This window comes from Streptomyces sp. NPDC060002, from assembly GCF_042737245.1.
Lineage (GTDB): Bacteria > Actinomycetota > Actinomycetes > Streptomycetales > Streptomycetaceae > Streptomyces.
This window is the reverse complement of the sequence record NZ_JBHWUW010000001.1, coordinates 129,538-148,200: the sequence shown is the minus strand read 5'-3', so window position 1 is coordinate 148,200 and position 18,663 is coordinate 129,538. Positions and strand designations below refer to the sequence as shown.

Genomic DNA, 18,663 nt, shown 5'->3' with positions numbered 1-18,663 from the left:
GACGGCCAGACCGGCCGCCGGGCCCCGGTCCTCGGCCGCCGCACGGCGCCCCGGTACCGGAGCTGTGGGAGGGGGCCCCGGGAGCCGGGACCGGCCCTGGCTCGGCCTAGGCCAGCTGCCGGCGCACCAGCTCGTGCAGCCGTCCGCCGGTGTCCGCGAGAAGCTGGGCGGGCGGGCCCTGCTGCGCGACCTTGCCGTTCTCCATCACCACGACCCGGTCGGCGTCCATCACCGTCGACAGGCGGTGCGCGATGACGACCCGGCTGGCGTTGAGCTTGCGGGTGCTCTCGATGACCGTGCGCTGGGTCTCGTTGTCCAGGGCGCTGGTCGCCTCGTCGAAGAACAGGATGCGCGGCCTGCGGATCAGCGCCTGGGCGATCATCAGGCGCTGACGCTGGCCGCCCGAGACCGACCCGCTGCCCGAGACGATCGTGTGCAGTCCCATCGGCATGCGCTTGATGTCCTCGGCGAGGCCGGCCAGCTCGGCGGCCGCCATCGCCTCCTCCGGCGTGTAGGCCTCGGTGCCGCAGATGACGTCCAGCAGGGAGCCGGTGAACGGCTGGGCGTGCTGGAGCACCACCCCGCACTGCCGGCGGACCGCCGACTGGTCGAGGGCCGCCAGATCCTGGCCGTCGTACAGCACACTGCCCGAGACCGGCTTGTCGAAGCCGATGAGCAGCCGGAGAAGCGTCGACTTCCCGCAGCCGCTCGGGCCGACGACCGCCACGAACTCGCCCGGCCGCACCTCGAAGGAGACGTCGTCGAGGACGAGGGGACCGTCGTCGGAGTAGCGGAAGGAGAGCCGGCGGGCCTCGAGCGCGCCGGTCAGCGGGCCGGGGCGGGTGTTCGCCGTGCGGACCTCCGGCGTCGCCTCCAGCACCGGCCGGATCTCCTCGAACAGCGGCAGCGCGGCCACCGCCGAGACGAAGGCACCGGTCAGCGAGGTCACCGAGGTGAGCAGCATCGTCATCGAGGTGTTGAAGGTGAGGAAGTCCGCCGCCGACAGCGCGCCCCGAGCCGGACCGGCCAGCAGCATGAACATCAGCAGGGAGCACAGCGGCAGATACACCGAACCCAGCACCGTGCTGAGGTTCTTGATCCGGCCGAGGCGCTGCTGGAGTTCCCGGCTGCGCGCGAACTGCGCGGCCCAGGCCGCGTACGCGTAGTTCTCGGCGGCCGCCACCCGCAGCTTCGGCAGGCCCCGCAGGGTCTGGAAGGCCTGGTTGTTGAGCTTGTTGGAGAGCACCACGAGCCGCCGCTGCCAGCGCACCTGCCACAGCCCGAGCGCCAGGAACACGGACGCGATGACGACCAGCATGCCGACCGCGGCGAGGGCCATCGGCACGCTGTACCAGAGCAGCAGCCCCAGGTTCATCGCGCCGATGGTGACGGACTGCGCGACCGACGGACCGAGTCCCGCCAGCAGCCGGCGGATCGCGCTGATGCCCATGGCGGCACTCGCCAGCTCGCCCGTCGAACGCTCGGCGAAGAACTTCGTCGGCAGCCTGAGCAGCCGGTCCCACACGGCCGGCTGGAGCGTCGCCTCGATCCGGCCCTCCAGCCGCAGCATGGTCAGGTTCTGCAACAGCGTGAACGCCGCCGCCACCACGCCGCTGACCATCACCGCCAGACACACCTGCACGATCAGACCCTGCTGGGCCTTCGGCACGTACTCGCCGAGCACCTTGCCGGTCGCGATCGGCACCAGCGCCCCGATCACCACCGTCACCAGCCCGCTGAGCAGCAGGTTCGTCAGATCCCCGCCCGTGCCCCGCATGCTGAACCGCAACAGTCCGAGAGGGCCGGGGCCCTGCTCCGGCAGCGGACGGTAGAACATGACCGCCCGCGGCTCGAACTCCTCCGCGTTGGCCTTCTCCACCGGGGTCTCCCGCCCGGTCGCGGGGTGCACGGCGACATAGCCGCCGCGCCGCCACAGCAGCGCCACCGGCGCACCGGACAGGGCCCGGTGCCCGACCAGCGGCCCCACGTCGTCCCGCCACCAGCGGCCGTCCAGGCGTACGGCCCGGGCGCGCACCCGTGAGGCGAGTGCGACCCGCTCCACCGGGTCCAGCCGGTCGCTGTCGGCGCCCATCTGCGCGGGTTCGGCGAGGGTGATCCCGGCGGCCCGGGCGACGAGCAGGCACGCCGCGTAGGTGGCGTCGGCGTCGGCGGCGGTCGCGCGCCTGTCCGTGCTCCTGCCGTTCCTGTCACCTCTGCCGCTCCTGCCGATCGAGGCGAGCAGCGTCCGGTCGGCCTGCGCGCGGACCGCCTCGCCTGCCTTGATCCCGGCGGCCGTGCGGGTCTCGTGGGTGTGCTCCAGCTGCTCGATCCAGCGGTCCAGCGTGGTCAGCAGCCGGTACTGCTGGTCGACCATGCTCTGCCACACCGCAGGGTCCATCAGCAGGTCGGCGGCCGCCTCCGCGCCGTACAACGAGCCGTACTGCACGCTGCCCGGCGGCACCTGCATCCAGAAGACGTCGTCGTCCTGGACCTCCGCCGCCCGCTCGGTGGCCATCGGCGCCTGGAAGAGGATCGACAGACCGCGGCCGGCGCCGAGGGCGAGCGCGTACTCCAGGGGGCTCGAAGTCGGCGGCACGTACTGGGGGTTGCCGTACGCGTCGTAGGACCAGGTCTGGGTGTTCGCGGGCTGGTACAGCTCACGCAGCCCGACGCGGTGCACCACGCAGTCGCGGAGCGGGCGCGCGACGAGGGTGTGGTGGGGCCCGGTGACCGGACCGAGCAGCAGGGCGCCCGCCTCCAGCCGGCCCAGGTGGTGCCAGTGGCCCTGCTCTTCGGCGTCCACCGCGAACAGGTCCAGCGCGCCCGACGCGACCAGCCACAGCACCTGCGGCCCCTCCAGGTCGAGGCGGCCGAGGCCCGCGCAGTCGATCCGCGCGCCCAGCTGCCCCAGCGCGGCGAGGACGACGTCGCCCTCGGATTCGGCAGTCATCTCATCGCTCCCTGACCAGCGCCGCGTACGAGCCGCCGCGCGCCACCAGTTCCTCGTGCCGCCCGCGTTCCACGACCGTGCCGTGCTGGAGTACGACGATCTCGTCGCTGTCGCGCACGGTGCTGAGCCGGTGGGCGATCACCACGCAGGCGCAGCCGCGCCGGCGCAGGTTGTCCATCACGACCTGCTCGGTCTCCGCGTCCAGCGCGCTGGTCACCTCGTCCAGCACGAGGATGCTGGGCCGGCGCACCAACGCCCGCGCGATCTCCAGGCGCTGGCGCTGACCGCCGGAGAAGTTGCGGCCGTCCTGCTCGACCCTGCTGTGGATGCCGCCGGGCCGCCGCATGACCGTGTCGTGGAGTGCCGCGTCCCTGAGCGCGTCGACGACGGCGTCGTCCGGGATCGACGGGTCCCACAGCGCCACGTTGTCCCGCACCGAGCCCTCGAAGAGGAACACCTCCTGGTCGACGAAGGACACCGAGGAGGCGAGCGCCCCGCGCGGAATGTCCTCCAGACGCTGCCCGTCGACGCGGATCACGCCCTCCCAGGGCGTGTACAGGCCCGAGATCAGCCGGGACACCGTCGACTTGCCGCTGCCCGAGCCGCCGACCAGCGCCACCTGCTGACCCGGTCCGACGGTCAGGTCGAAGCCCGTCAGCAGCGGCTTGTCCAGCGGGCTGTAGCCGAAGGTGATGTTCTCCAGCTCGACATGGCCGCGCAGCCGGCGTGTGGAGTCGGCGCCGGAGCGGCGGTCGTAGAGCGGGTCGGCTCGGAAGTTCTCCACGTCCTTCAGCCGGGCCACGTCCGCCGCGAAGTCCTGGATCCGGCCCGCGACCCCGTTGAGGCGGGTCAGCGGGGCGGTGAAGCGGGTGACCAGAGCCTGGAAGGCGACCAGCAGACCCACCGAGATATGGCCCTCGATCGCCCGCATGCCGCCGATCCACAGGATCAGCGCGCTGTTGAGGGTCGCGAGCGTCGGCGCGACCACGCCCAGCCAGGCGCTCGGCACCCCGAGCCGCTGCTGCTCCTCCAGCGTGGTGGCGTGCTGACCGGCCCATTTGCGGAAGTACCCCTCCTCGCCGCCGGTCGCCTTCATCGTCTCGATCAACTGCAGGCCGGAGTAGGCCGTGTTGGTGAGCCGGGCGTTGTCCGCGCGCAGCTTCGCCGTCCGGGTCGCGCGCAGCCGGATGACGATCCGCATCGCGACGATGTTCAGCAGCGCCACACCGATTCCGACGAACGTCAGCTGCGGGTCGTAGGTGTAGAGGAGGACGGCGTACAGGACGACGACGATCGCGTCCACGCCCGCCGACGCCAGGTCGCGGGCCAGCGTCTCGGCGACCGCGTCGTTCGACTGGAGCCGCTGGACCAGGTCGGCCGGGCTGCGCTGGGAGAAGAAGGTGACCGGCAGCCGCAGCAGATGACGGAGGAAGCGGGCGCTGGAGAGGGTCGAGGAGATGATCCGGCCGTGGTGCAGGTTGGCCTGCTGGAGCCAGGTCAGGGCCACCGTGAGGGCCACGCACGTGCCCATCGAGACGAACAGCACGCCCAGCAGCGAGGTCTGCCGTCCGATCAGGAACATGTCGATGTAGGTCCGGCTGAGCGCCGGTACGGCCGCGCCCACCACCACCAGCAGCAGACTCGCCAGCACGGCCGCCGGCAGGGTGCCCGCGGTGCCGCGCAACCGGGCCGGCATCGCGCCCAGCACACCCGGTCTGCGTCCGCCCCGCTCGAAGTCCTCGCCCGGCTCCAGCACCAGCACGACACCGGTGAAGCTGCCGTCGAAGTCCTCGATCGGCACGAAACGCCGGCCCTTGCCGGGGTCGTTGATGTACACGCCCCGGCGGCCGAAGCGACGGCCCAGGCCCTCGTAGACGACGTAGTGGTTGAACTCCCAGAAGAGGATCGCGGGCGACCTCACCCCGGCGAGGGCCGCCAGGTCCATCTGCATGCCCTTGGCCGTGAGGCCGTAACTGCGGGCCGCCTTGAGCAGGTTGCTCGCCCGCGAGCCGTCACGGGAGACACCGCACGCGATGCGCAGCTCCTCCAGCGGGATGTGCCGGCCGTAGTGCCCGAGGACCATGGCAAGCGAGGCCGCCCCGCACTCCACGGCCTCCATCTGGAGCACGGTGGGCGTGCGCACGGTCTTCGTCCGGCTCTTGGGAACCGTGCGCCGGGGCGGCGCGGCACGCCGCCGGGTCCGCGGCTGCTCGGTGGTGGTCACGGGAGCAGCCAATCGACGGGACGCTGGTCGGCCAGCCGGATCGAGCCCGTGGCCATGGTCATGGAGGTGAGGGCGAACGGCGGCCCGTCCACGGACGACCACCGGTAGCCGCTCTTCGTCGCCGAGGACCTGTCCAGGCGGACCAGGACCGCCACCGGACGGCCGTCCTCGGTGAACTGCCGGCCCAGCTGGCTGTCGCCGAGGAACGCGGCGATCGCCTGCGCCGACTGGGCCGCACGGTCCACCGACTTCACATGGCCGCGCAGCACGCCGTACTCCTGCGAGGGAACGGTCTGCACGGTCAGGTCGACGGCAGCGCCCGACGGGATGGAGGCGGCGTTCTCCGCGGGGACGTACACGGTGGCGTACAGCGGGTCGTCGGCGTCGGCGACCTTCTCGACGGCGGCGACGTTCGCGCCGGTGGAGATGATCTGCCCGATGGTGGCGGCGAGTGCGGTGATCCGGCCCGCGGCGACCGTCCGCACCACGGCGTCGCCCTGCGCCGTACGCACCTTCAGCACGGGTGAGCCGGCGGGCAGCCGCGCGCCCTCCTTCGCGAGGACCGCGGTGACCTGGCCCGCGGCGGGGCTCTGGAGGATGTAACTGCCCTCGCCGTGGGTGAGGACGGCGGGCGCGCTCACCGTGGAGGCGACCGAACCGGTCACCGCCCACACGGACGCGGCCGCCATGACGGCCACGGTCACGGACAGCACCAGCCAGCCCTGAGGGCGCGCGAAACGCACCGGCAGGTCGAGTTCCTCCGGTGACTGGAGTTTGGCGAGGGCCTGTTGGCGGAACTGCACGGGCCTACCTCGGGAGTTTCAGGGCGCCGAAGAGTCCCGGAGCCGGGTGACGGCTCCGGGACTCAAAGGGGTCACGAAAGGTGCGGTCAGAGACCGGCGACCAGGCCGGTGACCGGGGCCGTGTTCAGGCCGGTGACACCCTCGACGGTGCCGACGGCCGTGTTGACCAGGCCGGAGACCGGGGCAATGCCGTCCACCAGGCCGGTGACGGTGCCGACGGCGTTGAGGGACAGACCGCCGGAGACGTTGTCCAGCTCGGCGTCGGAGATCTCGACGGTCTCAACCTGGGGGGTGGAGTTCATGGTGGAACTTCCCTTCACATGGATATCTCATAAGGGGGGAGCGGCCCCCTCTGGGGACAGATGACGGCCGCGAGCACGGGCACCGGGCACCCGTTTCCGGGAGACCGCGATGACCCTGCGGTGCGATGGATCAAAGCAGGTCCGCAGTCGGCGCAGCCAATCAATCATGGCGTTCACCTGGGAACTTGTGTCACGGGAGCGTGAAACGGTGCAGACGCGCCCACCGCTTGTCGGCGACTTCTTCACAGCATGGGCGGGAACTGCTCCGATGAGCGTCCGGCGGTCTCGTGGCGAATCCGACACTCCCGCCCCAAAGGTGTGGCGAGCACCGAGCGGTTGTGCAGAACCCCTGCTCGCGGTGACCCGCTTGGGCATTCGATGTGCAGATTCTCGGCAGTGGGGATTCGGCCCCCCGTTCTGAACGGAGAGTGATCGGCCGACTACGAGATGTGCCGGTCGGGGAGTGGCCCACCCGGGAAGCACATAGCTGCCGCACAGGTCGGCAACCGCTTTCGAGGGCCCGGCCGCGTTCCTACCGCTCGGTTCAGGACATCCGAATCGGTCACCGCGCGCCGGAACGAAGTCGGCCCGCACGCCGTCTTCCTTCTTCCGGAGCCCCACGGACGGCCGATGCGGCGATCGCGGCCGCCGTGTCCTCGGCCGCCGCGGGCACCTGCCCCGAAAGCCCCCCACCCTCTCGCTCCGGCATCCGTGACCAGGGAGAACTCCGAATCCTCGGCGCTCGTCGACGTCTGCGACGAACAAGTCCCAAGCCGGCGCCCGGGCGTTGAGCCGACCGAAAGGATCTTGTCGGCTTCGGCGGTCGTCATCGTCATATGGGCGATTGTTCCCGGGGCCGCGAGGTCGGGCCCCGGCCATGGCCGATTCACGTTTGAGCAAAGGAAGTTGGCAAACGCGATTGAACGCACCCCGCGACCCCTGCGTACTCATGGCCAACCAGGCGTCGCTGTACGGAGCTGCCGAACCCGGCAGCCAGACCCCGTCCCCCAGGAGGTCGAGTTTTTTGAGTCACAAGCGAGTTACGAAGCGCAAGGCCATCATCGCGGCAGGCGGTGTGGCGGCGCTCGGAGCGGCGGCCATCCTGCTTCCCCAGGCCAACGCCTCCCAGGACGGCGGTTCCAACGACGCCGCCGCGGTGAAGACCCTCAAGGCGGGCGACGCCTCGGATCTCGCGTCCCAGCTCGAGAAGCTGCTCGGTGACGCCTTCGCCGGTTCCTACTACGACAGCGAGGGCCAGCAACTGGTCGTCAACGTCGTCAACGTCTCCGGCGACGAGAACAACGTCATCGTGCAGGCGAAGAAGGCGGGAGCCAAGGTCCGCGAGGTCGAGAACAGCACGGCCGAACTCGAGGCGGCCGCCAAGACGCTGAAGACCGAGGCGACCATCACGGGCACCGCGTGGGCCGTCGACCCGAAGACGAACAAGATCCTCGTCACGGCCGACTCCACGGTCACCGGCAACAAGTGGGACCAGATCGAGTCGACCGTCAAGACCCTCGGCTCGGGCGTGGCGACGATCCAGAAGTCGGCCGGTACCTTCACGACGAAGGTCGCCGGCGGCGACGCGATATTCGGCGGCGGGGCACGCTGCTCCCTCGGCTTCAACGTGACGGCGGGCGACGGCTCCCCGGCCTTCCTGACGGCCGGTCACTGCGGGGTCGCGGCCGAGCAGTGGTCCGACTCCGAGGACGGCGAACCCATCGCCACCGTCGACCAGGCGACCTTCCCCGGGGACGGCGACTTCGCGCTCGTGAAGTACGACGACCCCGCCACCGTGGCCGCGAGCGAGGTCAACCTCGGCGACCAGACCCTCCAGATCACCCAGGCCGCCGAGGCGACGGTGGGCACGCAGGTCTTCCGGATGGGCAGCACCACCGGTCTCAACGACGGTCAGGTCCTCGGCCTCGACGCCACCGTGAACTACCCCGAGGGCACCGTCACGGGCCTCATCCAGACGGACGTCTGCGCCGAGCCCGGCGACAGCGGCGGCTCGCTCTTCACCCAGGACGGCCTCGCGATCGGCCTGACCTCGGGCGGCAGCGGTGACTGCACCGTCGGCGGCGAGACGTTCTTCCAGCCGGTGACCACCGCGCTCGAGGCGGTCGGCGCGACGCTCGGCGACGGCGGCATCGGCGCCGGTGACGCGGTCGGCGGCGAAGAGGCCGGGGCCGGGGCCGTGGACGAGAACGGTGACGGCATCGACGACCAGACGGGCGAAGCCATCGTGGGCGGCGGCGACGCGGTCGGCGGCGAGGAAGCCGGCGCGGGCGCCGTGGACGAGAACGGTGACGGCATCGACGACCAGACGGGCGAAGCCATCGAGGGCGGCGGCGAACAGGCGGCCGACGGTGGCGTCGACGAGAACGCCGACGGCGGCGTGGACGAGACCGGCGACGGCCAGGACGAGACCGGCAACGGCCAGGACGACGGCTCGGGTGTGAACGAGTCGCACTGACACGGCAGCACCTGAACGGTCCGGCCCTCCGGCGGGGGCCGGGCCGTTCATGTTCGCGCCCGGCGACGGCCCTCAGCCGTCGTCCCGCGCCCGCAGCAGCAGCAGCGCCACATCGTCCATCCGCTCGTCCGCCGCCGCGTAGGGGCCCACCAGCTCGTCGGCCAGCTCCGCCAGCGGACGGGCCCCGGCCTCGCCGAGCCGCCGCCCCAGGTCGGCGATCGCGTCCTCGATGTCCACCCCCGGCGTCTCGATGAGCCCGTCGGTGTACAGAGCGAGGACACAGCCGTCGGTCAGCTCGACCTCCGTCGTCGGATAGACGGCCGAGGCGTCGATGCCCAGCAGCGGACCGCCCGCGAGATCGAGGACGCGCACCCGGCCGTCCGCCCGGCGCAGCAGCGGCGGGGGATGCCCGGCCCGGGCCATGACGGCCCGCCCCCGCGCCGGATCCAGCCGCAGATAGAGACAGCTCGCGAACAGGTCGGAGCCGAGGTCGATCAGCAGCCGGTTGGTGCTGCGCATGACCTCCCCGGGCTCCTGCCCCACCGTCGTGTACGCGCGGACGGCGGTGCGGATCTGCCCCATCAGCCCGGCCGCGGTCACGTTGTGCCCCTGCACGTCCCCGATCACGGCCGCCGCGTGCGGGTGCGAGGGCACCAGGTCGTAGAAGTCCCCGCCGATCTCCATGCCCCGGGTGGCGGGCAGATAGCGGGCGGTCGCCTCGATCCCGGCCAGCGACGGCAGCGAGTGCGGCAGCAGAGCCGCCTGCAGCCCGTGCGCCAGCTGGTGTTTGACGTCGTAGAGCAGGGCGCGGTCCAGGGCCTGCGCGATCAGCCCGGCGAGGCTGGTCAGCACCGCACGCTCGTGCGTGGAGAACGCGTGCGGTTCGGCGTAGGCGAGCACACAGGCCCCCACCGGGCGGCCGGACGCGATCAACGGCAGGAAGGCCCAGGCGGCGAAGCCGTCGGGGGAGGAGCGCCTGGACGGGTACAGACGTTCCAGGTGCTCCAGGGAGTCGAAGAACGCCGGGACGCCGTGCGCGACCGCGTGCGCGCCCGGCGTGGGAGAGGACAGCGGCGTCCCGTCGAACCGCTCCACGAGATGCGGGTCGGGGTACCCGTGGTGTCCCAGCACGTGCAGCCGGCCGGCCCGCGCGCCGAGCAGCGCCAGCGCCTGACTGCCCACCGCCGGCGCGATCTCGTCCGCCACCAGCCCCACCACGTCCTGCACGCTCACGGTCTCGGTGAGCGCTCCGGCCATGCTCAGCGCCTGTGACATCGACACCAGCCGGGTCGGCGCGTCCTCCGAGCGGGCGTCGGTCGGGCTCATCTCCGACACCGCCCGGGCCCGGCTGATCCGCACGCTGATCCCGGTGGTACTCGGATACAGCCGGAACGACAGCCACTGCGAGGGCGGGCGCAGCGCCACGAACGAGGTGGCCTCCTGGCTGAGCAGCGCGGCCCGGTAGCGCTCCTCGTAGAGGGGATCGTTCAGCCAGGGAACCGCCGCCCACAGCTGCGAACCCAGCAGCCCGCCCACCGGGACGCCGAGCACTTCGGCGGCCGCCTCGTTCGCGAAGCCGACCCGTCCGCTCAGATCGAGCGAGCACATCCCGTACGGCAGCCGCGAGACCATCCGGGCCGCCTCGATCGTGCCGAGCGTGTCGGCGACAGCGCCCAGCGGGCCCGCGTCCAGCAGATCCGTCTCGGCCCGCACCGAACGGTTCTTCGACGCGGCGCGCTCCAGCCGCAGCGCCAGCCGCTCGCAGGCCGTCGTCAGCTCCCGGCGCTCCCGGTCGGAGAGCTCCGGGGGGTGCGAGCCGGGCCAGGTCACGAAGACCGCGCCGTACACCCGGGTCGCGGTCAGCACCGGCAGTGCGGCCAGTGCGAAGGGATAAGGCAGCACGACGGCGATCCGCGGATAACGGCGGGCCATGTCCTCCACCCCGCCCACCCACACCAGCCGCCGCTCGCGCACCGCCTCGGCGACCGGGATCGGCGCGCTCAGCCCCACCCGCTCCCAGGGCGCCGCGAAGGACCGGGGCAGCCCCGCCATCACCGCCATCTCCAGCAGCGGCTCGTCGCCCGGACGCAGATACACGGCGCCCGAGTGCGCCCCGACCGCGTCCATCATCGAGGTCAGTGCCAGGGAGAGCAGCGGCTGGCCGACCGGCGCCCATACGGCCGCAGGTGCCTGACCGGACGACATCTGCCCGTCCGACACGGCGACCACCTCCTCGCCCGGCGCCGCGCGAGCTTCGGGTCCAAATCTGCCCCCTGGCGGCCCGGTGCGCACGGCGAGCGACGCGCCCGCCGAGGGCCGCCCCTTACCCCGTCGGACCACCCTCACACCCCCTCGGTCGAAGCGCGCGACGGGCTACGGGCGCTCCGCATGCGCCCCCGCGCATCCCGATGGCCGGATCTTCGCGCTGCGAAATGGTCCCGGAGCCGAAGAATGGGCAGGCGTTCAAGACCACGGACGAGACCACGGAACCGGCGTACGGCAAGAGCTGAAGGGGCGGCAGTGATCCGGGTACTTCTGGTGCACGACGCGTGTCTGGTCAGATCGGTCCTCGCACAATGGCTGTCCCGGGAACCCGACCTTCGGGTGGACGACGTCCCCTGGCGCAGCGCGGCCGGCCGCGTCGGGGCGGTGCGACCGGACGTCTGCGCGGCGGATCTCGACTGCTCCGACGAATACGGCCTTCCGCCGCTGGCCGACTTATGCCTGCGGGGCGGCGGCGGTCCGGTGCCGCCGCGGCTGCTCGTGCTCGCCAGCGCGAACCGGCCGGGTCTGCTGAAACGGGCGCTGGAGGCGGGGGCGCTCGGCTATGTCGACAAGGCGGGCACACCGGAGCAGCTGCTGCGCGGCATCCGGAAGGTCGCCCAGGGGGAACGTTTCGTCAATGATTCGCTGGGCTTCGGCTTCCTCAAGGCCGCCGAGATGCCGCTGACCCGTCGCGAGCTGAGCGTGTTAACCCTCGCCGCCGAGGGCGCCTCCGTCGCGGAGATCGCCGGGAACCTGCATCTGTCCCACGGGACCGTGCGCAACTACATGGCGGCGATCACCCGTAAGACCGGTGCCCGCAACCGCGTCGACGCCATCCGTATCTCGCAGGGGCAGGGCTGGCTGTGAGCCGTCCCCCGTTCCTGTGTCTCCCCCTTCCTCCCCTGCCGCATCTTCTTGTGCCGCTTCCTTCCCCGCCTCCTCCCAGCCGCCGACCAGATCGCGGTACAGGCAAGAGCGTCGCAGCACCTCGTCGTGTGTCCCGTACGTGGTCCGCGGCCCGTCCATGACCAGCACCCGGCCGGCGCGCCCGGCCGAGCTGATGCGGTGGGCGACGACGACCAGGGTGCCGCCCGGCCGGGCGGCGAAGGCGCGCTCGGCGCGGGCCTCCGCCGCCTGGTCCAGGTGACTGGTCGCCTCGTCGAGGAGGGCGAGCGGTGCGTACGACAGGTACGCGCGTGTGAGGGCGATCAACTGGCGTTCGCCGGCCGACAGCGCCGCCGGATCCACCCTCGCCGCCGGGCCGCCCAGCGCGTCGAGCAACGGGGTCAGCCCGACCGCCTCGGCCGCCGCGAGCAGTTCCTCCTCGGGCACGGGGTCCGGCCGCAGGTGCGTGAGGTTCTCGCCGAGGGTGTCGCTGAACACGTACGCCTCCTGCGGGATGAGCACACGCCGAGCGGCCGCGTCGTTGCTCGGCACCGGCCGACCGCAGATGCGTATCTCCCCGCGCACCGGCTCCAGCAGCCCGGCGACCAGCGCGGTCAGCGTGGACTTCCCGACCCCGCTCGGACCCACGACGGCCAGATGCGCCCCGGTGGGCAGGGTGAGCGTGAGGCCGTCGACGACGGGCGCGGAGGCGGGACCGTAGGCGAAGGTGAGGGAGGTCAGGGCGAGCGCGGGTGGTGCGGGGCTCGGCGGGGCCACCACAGGGGTGGACCGAAGGGAAGGTGCCCGCGGTGTTCCGCTCGGCCAGGGGTGGTCGGCCGGCGGGTGCCGGGGCGCGTTGCGCGCCTGAGGCAGGGGCCGGGGCCGGGGCACGGTCGGGGCCGCGCCTGCCGGGCGTCGGGTGTCGGGTGTCGGCGGTGTGGCGGGCGGCCGGTGCCACCGGGTCGCCGTCCGGCGCTCGCCTTCGGCGGGGAGTTCCGGTGCCTCGCCGCGTGGCGCCAGTCGCCGCAGGACGACCGTCAGGCGGGAGCCGCTCGTGCCCAGGCCGTGGACCAGGGCGGTCAGGGCCGGGAGCAGGGACTGGGTGACATAGGCGAGGGCGCCGACGAGGGCGCCGGGGGTCACGCCGTGGTCCAGCAGCCAGGGGGCGCCGGCCAGCAGCAGGACCAGCGGCAGTTGGCCGCCGAGCGCCAGACACGCCACGCGGGCCACGCCCCAGTGGGCCAGGGCGCGGGCCGCCCGCAGCTCGGCGTCGACGAGTGCGCCGGTGTCCAGGGCGATCCGGTCCTCCGCACCGGCCGCCGTGACGTCCCGAAGTCCCGGGCAGACGACGCCCAGGTTCCCCGCCAGAGCCTCGTCGGCGGCGAGGAACGCCTCCTGCCGTCGTGCCAGCGGACGCAGGGTCACCGCGAACAGGCCCACGCCGGCGGCGAGCGGCGGCACGACCACCAGGAGCAGCTGCGGCGCGAGCGCGCACAGGCCGGCCAGAGCGCCGGCGGACGTGAAGACGAACGAGCGCGAGACCATCACCAGGCCCGCGAAGCTGTCCCGCGCGATCTCCACCTGCTGGGTGAGTCCGGACAGCGCCCCGCCGTCCGCCTCCCGCACCCCTCGCCGCACCACCCGGGTCACCAGCCGGTCCCGCAGCGGTTCCACCAGCGCGGCGACCGCCCCGTACACCCGTCCGGTCCCGTACGCGCCGAAGAGCACCCCGAGCCCGGCCACCGCGAGCCAGCGCAGCCCCACCTCGGCCCGCCCGGCCAGGAACCCGTCGTCCAGCGCCCGGGCCAGGGCGTATCCGAGCAGGAAGGTCTGGCCCGTCTCCAGCACCGACCAGCCCACGAGTCGCCACAGGGCCGGCCGCCGGCCCAGCAGGAAGCGGAGCCCCCTGGTACCGAGCCCCTCCGTGCCGGCCGCCCGGCTCACCGCGGTGCCTCCGGGCCGGGCTCGTCCTGCGCCCGCGCCCGCGCACCGGCTCCAGCTTCCTCACCGGTCCCGGGACCTGTCCCGAACACCGCCCGGTACTCAGCCCTGCGCCACAGCTGCTCATGCGTCCCCACCGCCCGCACCCGGCCCCCGTCCAGCCAGGCCACCGTGTCGGCGCGGGCGGCCGTGGCGGCTCGGTGGGCGACCACGAGGCGGGTGGCGGTCGTGGTGGGGCCGAACACGGACCGGGTGACCTGGCGTTCGGTGATCGTGTCGAGGCTGGAGAGGGCGTCGTCGAGGATGAGGAGACGGCCGCCGTGGGCGAACGCGCGGGCCAGGCCGAGACGCTGGGCCTCGCCACCGGAGTGCGGGGCGTCCGCGCAGGGCGTGGCGTAGCCGTCGGGCAGACGGCGGACGAAGTCGTCGGCGCAGGCCGTGCGGGCGGCCTCCCGGACCCGCGCGGGGGAGGCGAGGCCGAGGGAGACGGTGTCCTCGATCGTCGTGCCCAGCAGGGCCGGGCGGTCGAACGCCTGGGCGACCGCGGCCCGTAGCTCGGCCCGGGGGAGGGCGGGCAGCGGGACGCCGTCCAGCAGGACCTCGCCGGCGTCCGGGTCGGTGAGCCTGCCCGCCAGCGCGGCCAGGAGCGACTTGCCGGCGCCCGAGCGGCCCACCAGGGCCAGTGTCGTCCCGCCCGGTACCACCAGGTCGACGCCGTCCAGCACCGTACGGTCGCCGCGCAGGGCGGTCACGCCGCGCAGTTCGAGCCGCCCCGGGCCGTCCGGTGGCAGGCGGCGGTCGCCGTAGGGAGGAGCCGGTTCCGTCAGGACCTCGGCGAGACGTTCGGCCGCCGTCCGGGACCGGACGAGGCCGGAGAGCTGCCCGACCAGCACGCCGACGCCGGTGGCGAGCACCGCGTAGCGCGACGCGGCGAGGACGTCGCCCGGCGACAGCCGGTGCCGGGTGAGCAGCAGGCCCGCGACGGCGACGACCCCGAGGTGCAGCAGGGGCGCCACCGCGGTCGCCCGTGCCGCGGCCCGGCCCTGGACCCGCCACATGCGCCGGCCCGCCCGGGACAGCCCGGGCAGCGGCCGCAGGATCCGTGCGGTGTCCCGGGCCGCCGTGCCCGCCGCGCGGATCGTGCGGGCCCCGCCGACCGCCTCCGAGAGCGCGGCCGCGATCCGCCCCTGCGCCCGCTGGTAGTCCGCCACGCAGGCCGAGGTGTCCCGGGCGAGGGAGCGCAGCAGGAGCGTCAGGACCGGCGCGCCGGTCAGGAGGACGGCCGCGAGCCACGGGTCGATCAGCGCCAGCGCCACCACGGCGCCGACGGGTCCGGCGAGCGCGGCCAGCAGCGCGGCGCGGGCGCCGGGCGCCGCACCGGCCTGGGCGGCGCCGCCGACCACCCGCGCGACGAGATCCCCGGCGCCGAAACGGGCCGTGGCGCGGGGCCCCACCGCCAGGACATGGCCGGTCACCCGGCGGCGCAGGAAGGCGGTGGTCCGGGCGTCGAGAGTGCCGCCGAGGACGGTCTCGCACGCGTCGAGCAGGGTCAGCAGCAGGGCGAGGGCCGCGCAGCACAGCACCCAGCGGGTCGCGGGGGAGTGCGTGAGCAGCAGGTCGAGGGCCCGGCCGAGAGCCGCGGGCAGCAGCAGTCCGGCACCGGTCGCCGTCACGCTCAGCAGGCCCAGGGCCAGGCAGTGGGACCCGCTGTGCCGGGTGGCCGCGCCGAGCAGCTCACCGGTCGTCCGGTCCATCGGCATCCTGCTCCCGCGCTTCCTCGGAGGTATGGGGAGGCCGGGCTCCGGGCGGCCCCCTCCCTGGGGAGCGGACCGCCCGGAGCCTTCAGCGTGTCGTGCCCGTCCCGGGTGTCAGAGACAGAGCAGAACGCTGGCGGCGCTGATGCAGGACAGCAGGCTCACGGTGCTGTTTCCGCCGCCGCTGGTGTGCTCGTCGGATTCCATCGTCTGAAGGTCGAGCAGGGCCATGGTGTGTCCTTCCGTCGGTTGGATGTCACGTCCCGTGGGGGACGGGTTGCGTCACGACTCCGTCGGTTGTCGCGGAGCCGCGTCATGAGGGCCGCCGTTGCGGCGGCGGGAGGAACGGCAGGTGCGCGGTGGCGCCCGCGCCGTCCGGGTCGAGGGCGGCGGCGAGGGCGAGCAGGCAGCCCGCCGTTCCGGTGCCGAGGTCCATGGAGAGCCGCATCATCTGGTGCCCGGGGAAGGCGAGTTGGCCCTGGTAGGGCATCGCGAACCAGCCCAGCGCGGCGATCTGCCCGTCGAGCCGGGTCCGGGTCGCGCCGGGCGTGGTGGTGCGGGCGAGGTGCAGGATCATGCCGGCGCGGCCCTGGAAGAGGCCGGGCTGCGCGTAGAAGCGCGAGGTGGCCGCGGTGAGGATGCCGGCGCGGGCCCGTCCGAACTCCCCCGTGGCGTCCTCGGCATGGGCCGCGTGGTCGTCGAGCACCGCCCCCACCCCCACGCTTCCGTCCCCGAGATACGGCAGGGTCCGCCACCCCTCGTCGACCTCCAGCGCACCGCCCTCGCGCTCCGCGCAGGCCGCCAGGTCCCGGCGCAGGGCGACGCCGGCCGCCTCGAGCAACCGGCGGTCGCCGGTCGCCTCGTACTGCCTGAGCAGGAACAGCGCGGGTCCGCTCGCGCCCCGCAGCAGCCCGGCCCGGCGCCGCCGGGGGGTGTCCGGCACGGGTTCGGCGAGTCGTCGTACGACGATGTCGGCGGCCTCGGCGGCCCGCTCGCGCAAGCCCGGCTCACCCGTCCGGCGCGCCAGGTCGCCGAGGACGAGCCCCAGTCCGGCCAGCCCGCCGTTCAGGTCCGAGGAGAGGTTCTGCCACCGCTCGCGCAGGATGCCGTCGACCAGGTCCAGCGCCCGCTGCCGGTGACCCAGCAGCTCCAGCACGTGGGCGACGCCCGCGAGGCCGTCGTACAGGCCGAGCGGGGTGCCCGTCGGGGCCGGGGCGGTGTGGTCGAGGAGCCAGCGTTCGCCGTCCTCGTGGCGTTCGGCGCCGGTCACCGCCAGCGCGTACAGCACGCCGGCCGCGCCGTGCGCCAGCCCGAGACCGCCGCCGTCGGAGAACTGGGCGACGTCCCCGGGGAAGAGCCGGTCGGCGCGCTCCAAGGTCGCCGACGCGAGGATCGCCTTGACCATCGAGTCGCGGCTGTGCGGCCAGTCACCGGGCTCCACCCGGAAGGCCGGCGCCGACGGCACCCGGGCGGCGGCCCGCACCGGGGCGCCGGACCCGCCGCCGTCCGCGGCGGGTCCGTCCGGGGCGGGACCGTCCGTGAGGATGTCGCGGGTGATCTCCGCGACCGCCCCGTCCAGGAACGCGCCGGGCACGTCCGGGAACTGCTCGGCGATCACCTCGGCCAGATGCGCCGCCTTGCCCCGGTCCACCACGAACAGCGTCGTGACGGGCAGGAACAGGGCCAGCCGCAAGCAGGCCAGCGCATACCGGTCGACGTCGGCGCCCCGGCGGTCGGGCGGTGCGAAGAAGCCGGGGTGCGCCACGACCTGCCGGCCGTTCTCCCCGGCGGGGGCCGCCGCCTCGAAGTCGATCAGGTACACCGACTCCTCGTCCGGCGCGACCATGATGTTGAAGACGTGCAGGTCGTTGAAGACGATCCCGCGCGCGTGCACCTCGCGCACCGCCCGTTCCACCGCCCCGTGGATCCGTACCGCCCACGCCGTGTAGGCGGCGACGGCCCGCGGATCGGGGTCGGGGGAGAGCAGCGGGTGCCGCTCCGCGAAGAAGGAGTTGAGCGGACGCCCCTCGATGAGGTCCATGACCAGGAAGCGGTGGTCGCCGAGGGTGAACCAGTCCCGTACCTCGGGGACCACGCCGGTTCCCGCCAGCGCCTCCAGCGCCCGCTTCTCCCGCTCCAGCCGGGTGATCGCGTCGGCCCCGTCCGAGGCCAGCCCCGCGTGCGGCCGGCCCTCCTTGAGGACCACCTTGCGCCCGTCCCGGGTGTCGGTGCCCGCGTAGACCCCGCCGCCGTTGGAGAAGTGCAGCGCCTTCTCGATGCGGTAGGGCAGTTCGCCCACCGTCGTCGTGTTGCGGGCGGCCAGGTGCGGCTCCAGGAACGGGGGCAGCGTCACCCACCCGGGCACCTGGAAGGAGGGCGCCCGCCGGTCCGGGACCGGGATTCCCGCGCCGTCGCGCACCGCCGGCACGAGCGAGCCCCGGTCGTCGACGACGTAACTGCGCGCGAAGGCCCCGTAGCGGACGTAGAGCGGGCCGTCGGACCAGCGCAGGTCGGTCAGGATGTACGGGCCCTCGAAGCCGTCCAGCAGGGCGCCCAGTTCGCGCAGCACCGTGTGCAGCCGCTCCTCGTCGGACGGGTAGACCGTGACGAACTTGCCGCTGGTGTCGCGGCCCGCGTACTTGGTGTTGCGCAGATGCAGCAGGTGCGGGCCCGGCACGAACTTGAACGGGACGCGCCGCGGGACGCAGTAGTCCCACACGATCGCCGCGATCCGCTCCGCGTTCGCCCGGGTGGCCGAGGCGTGGACCTTCCAGCCCTGGGCGGGGCCCGGTGCCGGGGAGCCGTCCGCGTCGAGCGGTGTCAGGGTCAGCCAGTCGCCGGTCCGCGCCGAGGTCCAGCCCTCGGGAACCGGGCGGCGCGCCGTGTCGAACAGCGGTGCGGGACCGTCGCCGGTCAGCCGGTCGGGCGTCTCGTAGAAGTGCGCGTCCGCCAGCGCGTACACCTCGTACCGCTTGTCCATGCGTCCCCTTCCGTGGCCCTTTCCGTGGCCCGGCCAAGAGACTCGCAAGCGGACGGGGGTCGTGGACAGTCACGCCTGTCACG

Annotated in this window: 10 protein-coding genes and 1 pseudogene; 2 read left to right on the top strand and 9 right to left on the bottom strand. The window is 73.4% G+C overall.

Annotation, left to right across the window (positions count from 1 at the left end; genetic code table 11):
- Positions 1-106 precede the first annotated feature (106 nt).
- The 4 genes from ACFWBD_RS00610 to ACFWBD_RS00595 all read right to left on the bottom strand — a co-directional run bounded on the left by ACFWBD_RS00610 (position 107) and on the right by ACFWBD_RS00595 (position 6,279).
- A complete protein-coding gene (locus ACFWBD_RS00610) occupies positions 107-2,950 on the bottom strand; it encodes an NHLP bacteriocin export ABC transporter permease/ATPase subunit (RefSeq protein WP_385660594.1) in 2,844 nt (947 codons plus the stop codon).
- Between the two features lies 1 nt (position 2,951).
- Entirely contained in the window at positions 2,952-5,174 is a 2,223-nt protein-coding gene (locus ACFWBD_RS00605) for an NHLP family bacteriocin export ABC transporter peptidase/permease/ATPase subunit (protein WP_385660591.1), read from the bottom strand.
- Complete coding sequence (locus ACFWBD_RS00600) at positions 5,171-5,977, bottom strand: HlyD family efflux transporter periplasmic adaptor subunit (RefSeq protein WP_385660589.1); 807 nt, start codon at positions 5,975-5,977, stop codon at positions 5,171-5,173. Before ACFWBD_RS00600 ends, ACFWBD_RS00605 begins: the two co-directional genes overlap by 4 nt.
- 86 nt (positions 5,978-6,063) lie before the next feature.
- Positions 6,064-6,279 carry a type A2 lantipeptide gene (locus tag ACFWBD_RS00595; protein WP_385660586.1) on the bottom strand — a complete coding sequence of 72 codons (216 nt, stop codon included), beginning with the start codon at positions 6,277-6,279 and terminating at the stop codon, positions 6,064-6,066.
- Positions 6,280-7,303: 1,024 nt separating this feature from the next.
- On the opposite strand from ACFWBD_RS00595, the gene ACFWBD_RS00590 reads away from it, so the two are divergent.
- Positions 7,304-8,755, top strand: coding sequence for a trypsin-like serine protease (locus tag ACFWBD_RS00590; protein WP_385660583.1), 1,452 nt, complete (start codon positions 7,304-7,306; stop codon positions 8,753-8,755).
- Between the two features lie 72 nt (positions 8,756-8,827).
- Here ACFWBD_RS00590 and ACFWBD_RS00585 read toward each other — a convergent pair whose 3' ends face one another.
- On the bottom strand, positions 8,828-10,984 hold the full coding sequence (locus ACFWBD_RS00585) for a SpoIIE family protein phosphatase (protein WP_385660580.1): 2,157 nt from the start codon (positions 10,982-10,984) through the stop codon (positions 8,828-8,830).
- A 159-nt stretch (positions 10,985-11,143) separates the two neighbouring features.
- Between ACFWBD_RS00585 and ACFWBD_RS00580 the strand changes: the two are divergent.
- Positions 11,144-11,803, top strand: a pseudogene (locus ACFWBD_RS00580) (LuxR C-terminal-related transcriptional regulator); the annotation flags it as partial.
- Here ACFWBD_RS00580 and ACFWBD_RS00575 read toward each other — a convergent pair.
- The 4 genes from ACFWBD_RS00575 to lanKC all read right to left on the bottom strand — a co-directional run bounded on the left by ACFWBD_RS00575 (position 11,726) and on the right by lanKC (position 18,580).
- Entirely contained in the window at positions 11,726-13,849 is a 2,124-nt protein-coding gene (locus tag ACFWBD_RS00575) for an ATP-binding cassette domain-containing protein (protein WP_385660578.1), read from the bottom strand. The pseudogene ACFWBD_RS00580 and the gene ACFWBD_RS00575 overlap by 78 nt on opposite strands.
- Positions 13,846-15,606: an ABC transporter ATP-binding protein gene (locus tag ACFWBD_RS00570; RefSeq protein ID WP_385660575.1), complete on the bottom strand. Its 1,761-nt coding sequence runs from the start codon at positions 15,604-15,606 to the stop codon at positions 13,846-13,848. The genes ACFWBD_RS00575 and ACFWBD_RS00570 overlap by 4 nt, the downstream gene beginning before the upstream one ends.
- 108 nt (positions 15,607-15,714) lie before the next feature.
- Positions 15,715-15,831 (bottom strand): SapB/AmfS family lanthipeptide, encoded by a 117-nt coding sequence (locus ACFWBD_RS00565; protein WP_020128989.1) that lies wholly within the window; start codon positions 15,829-15,831, stop codon positions 15,715-15,717.
- A gap of 82 nt (positions 15,832-15,913) precedes the next feature.
- Positions 15,914-18,580 carry a class III lanthionine synthetase LanKC gene (lanKC, locus tag ACFWBD_RS00560; RefSeq protein WP_385660571.1) on the bottom strand — a complete coding sequence of 889 codons (2,667 nt, stop codon included), beginning with the start codon at positions 18,578-18,580 and terminating at the stop codon, positions 15,914-15,916.
- Positions 18,581-18,663: the final 83 nt, after the last annotated feature.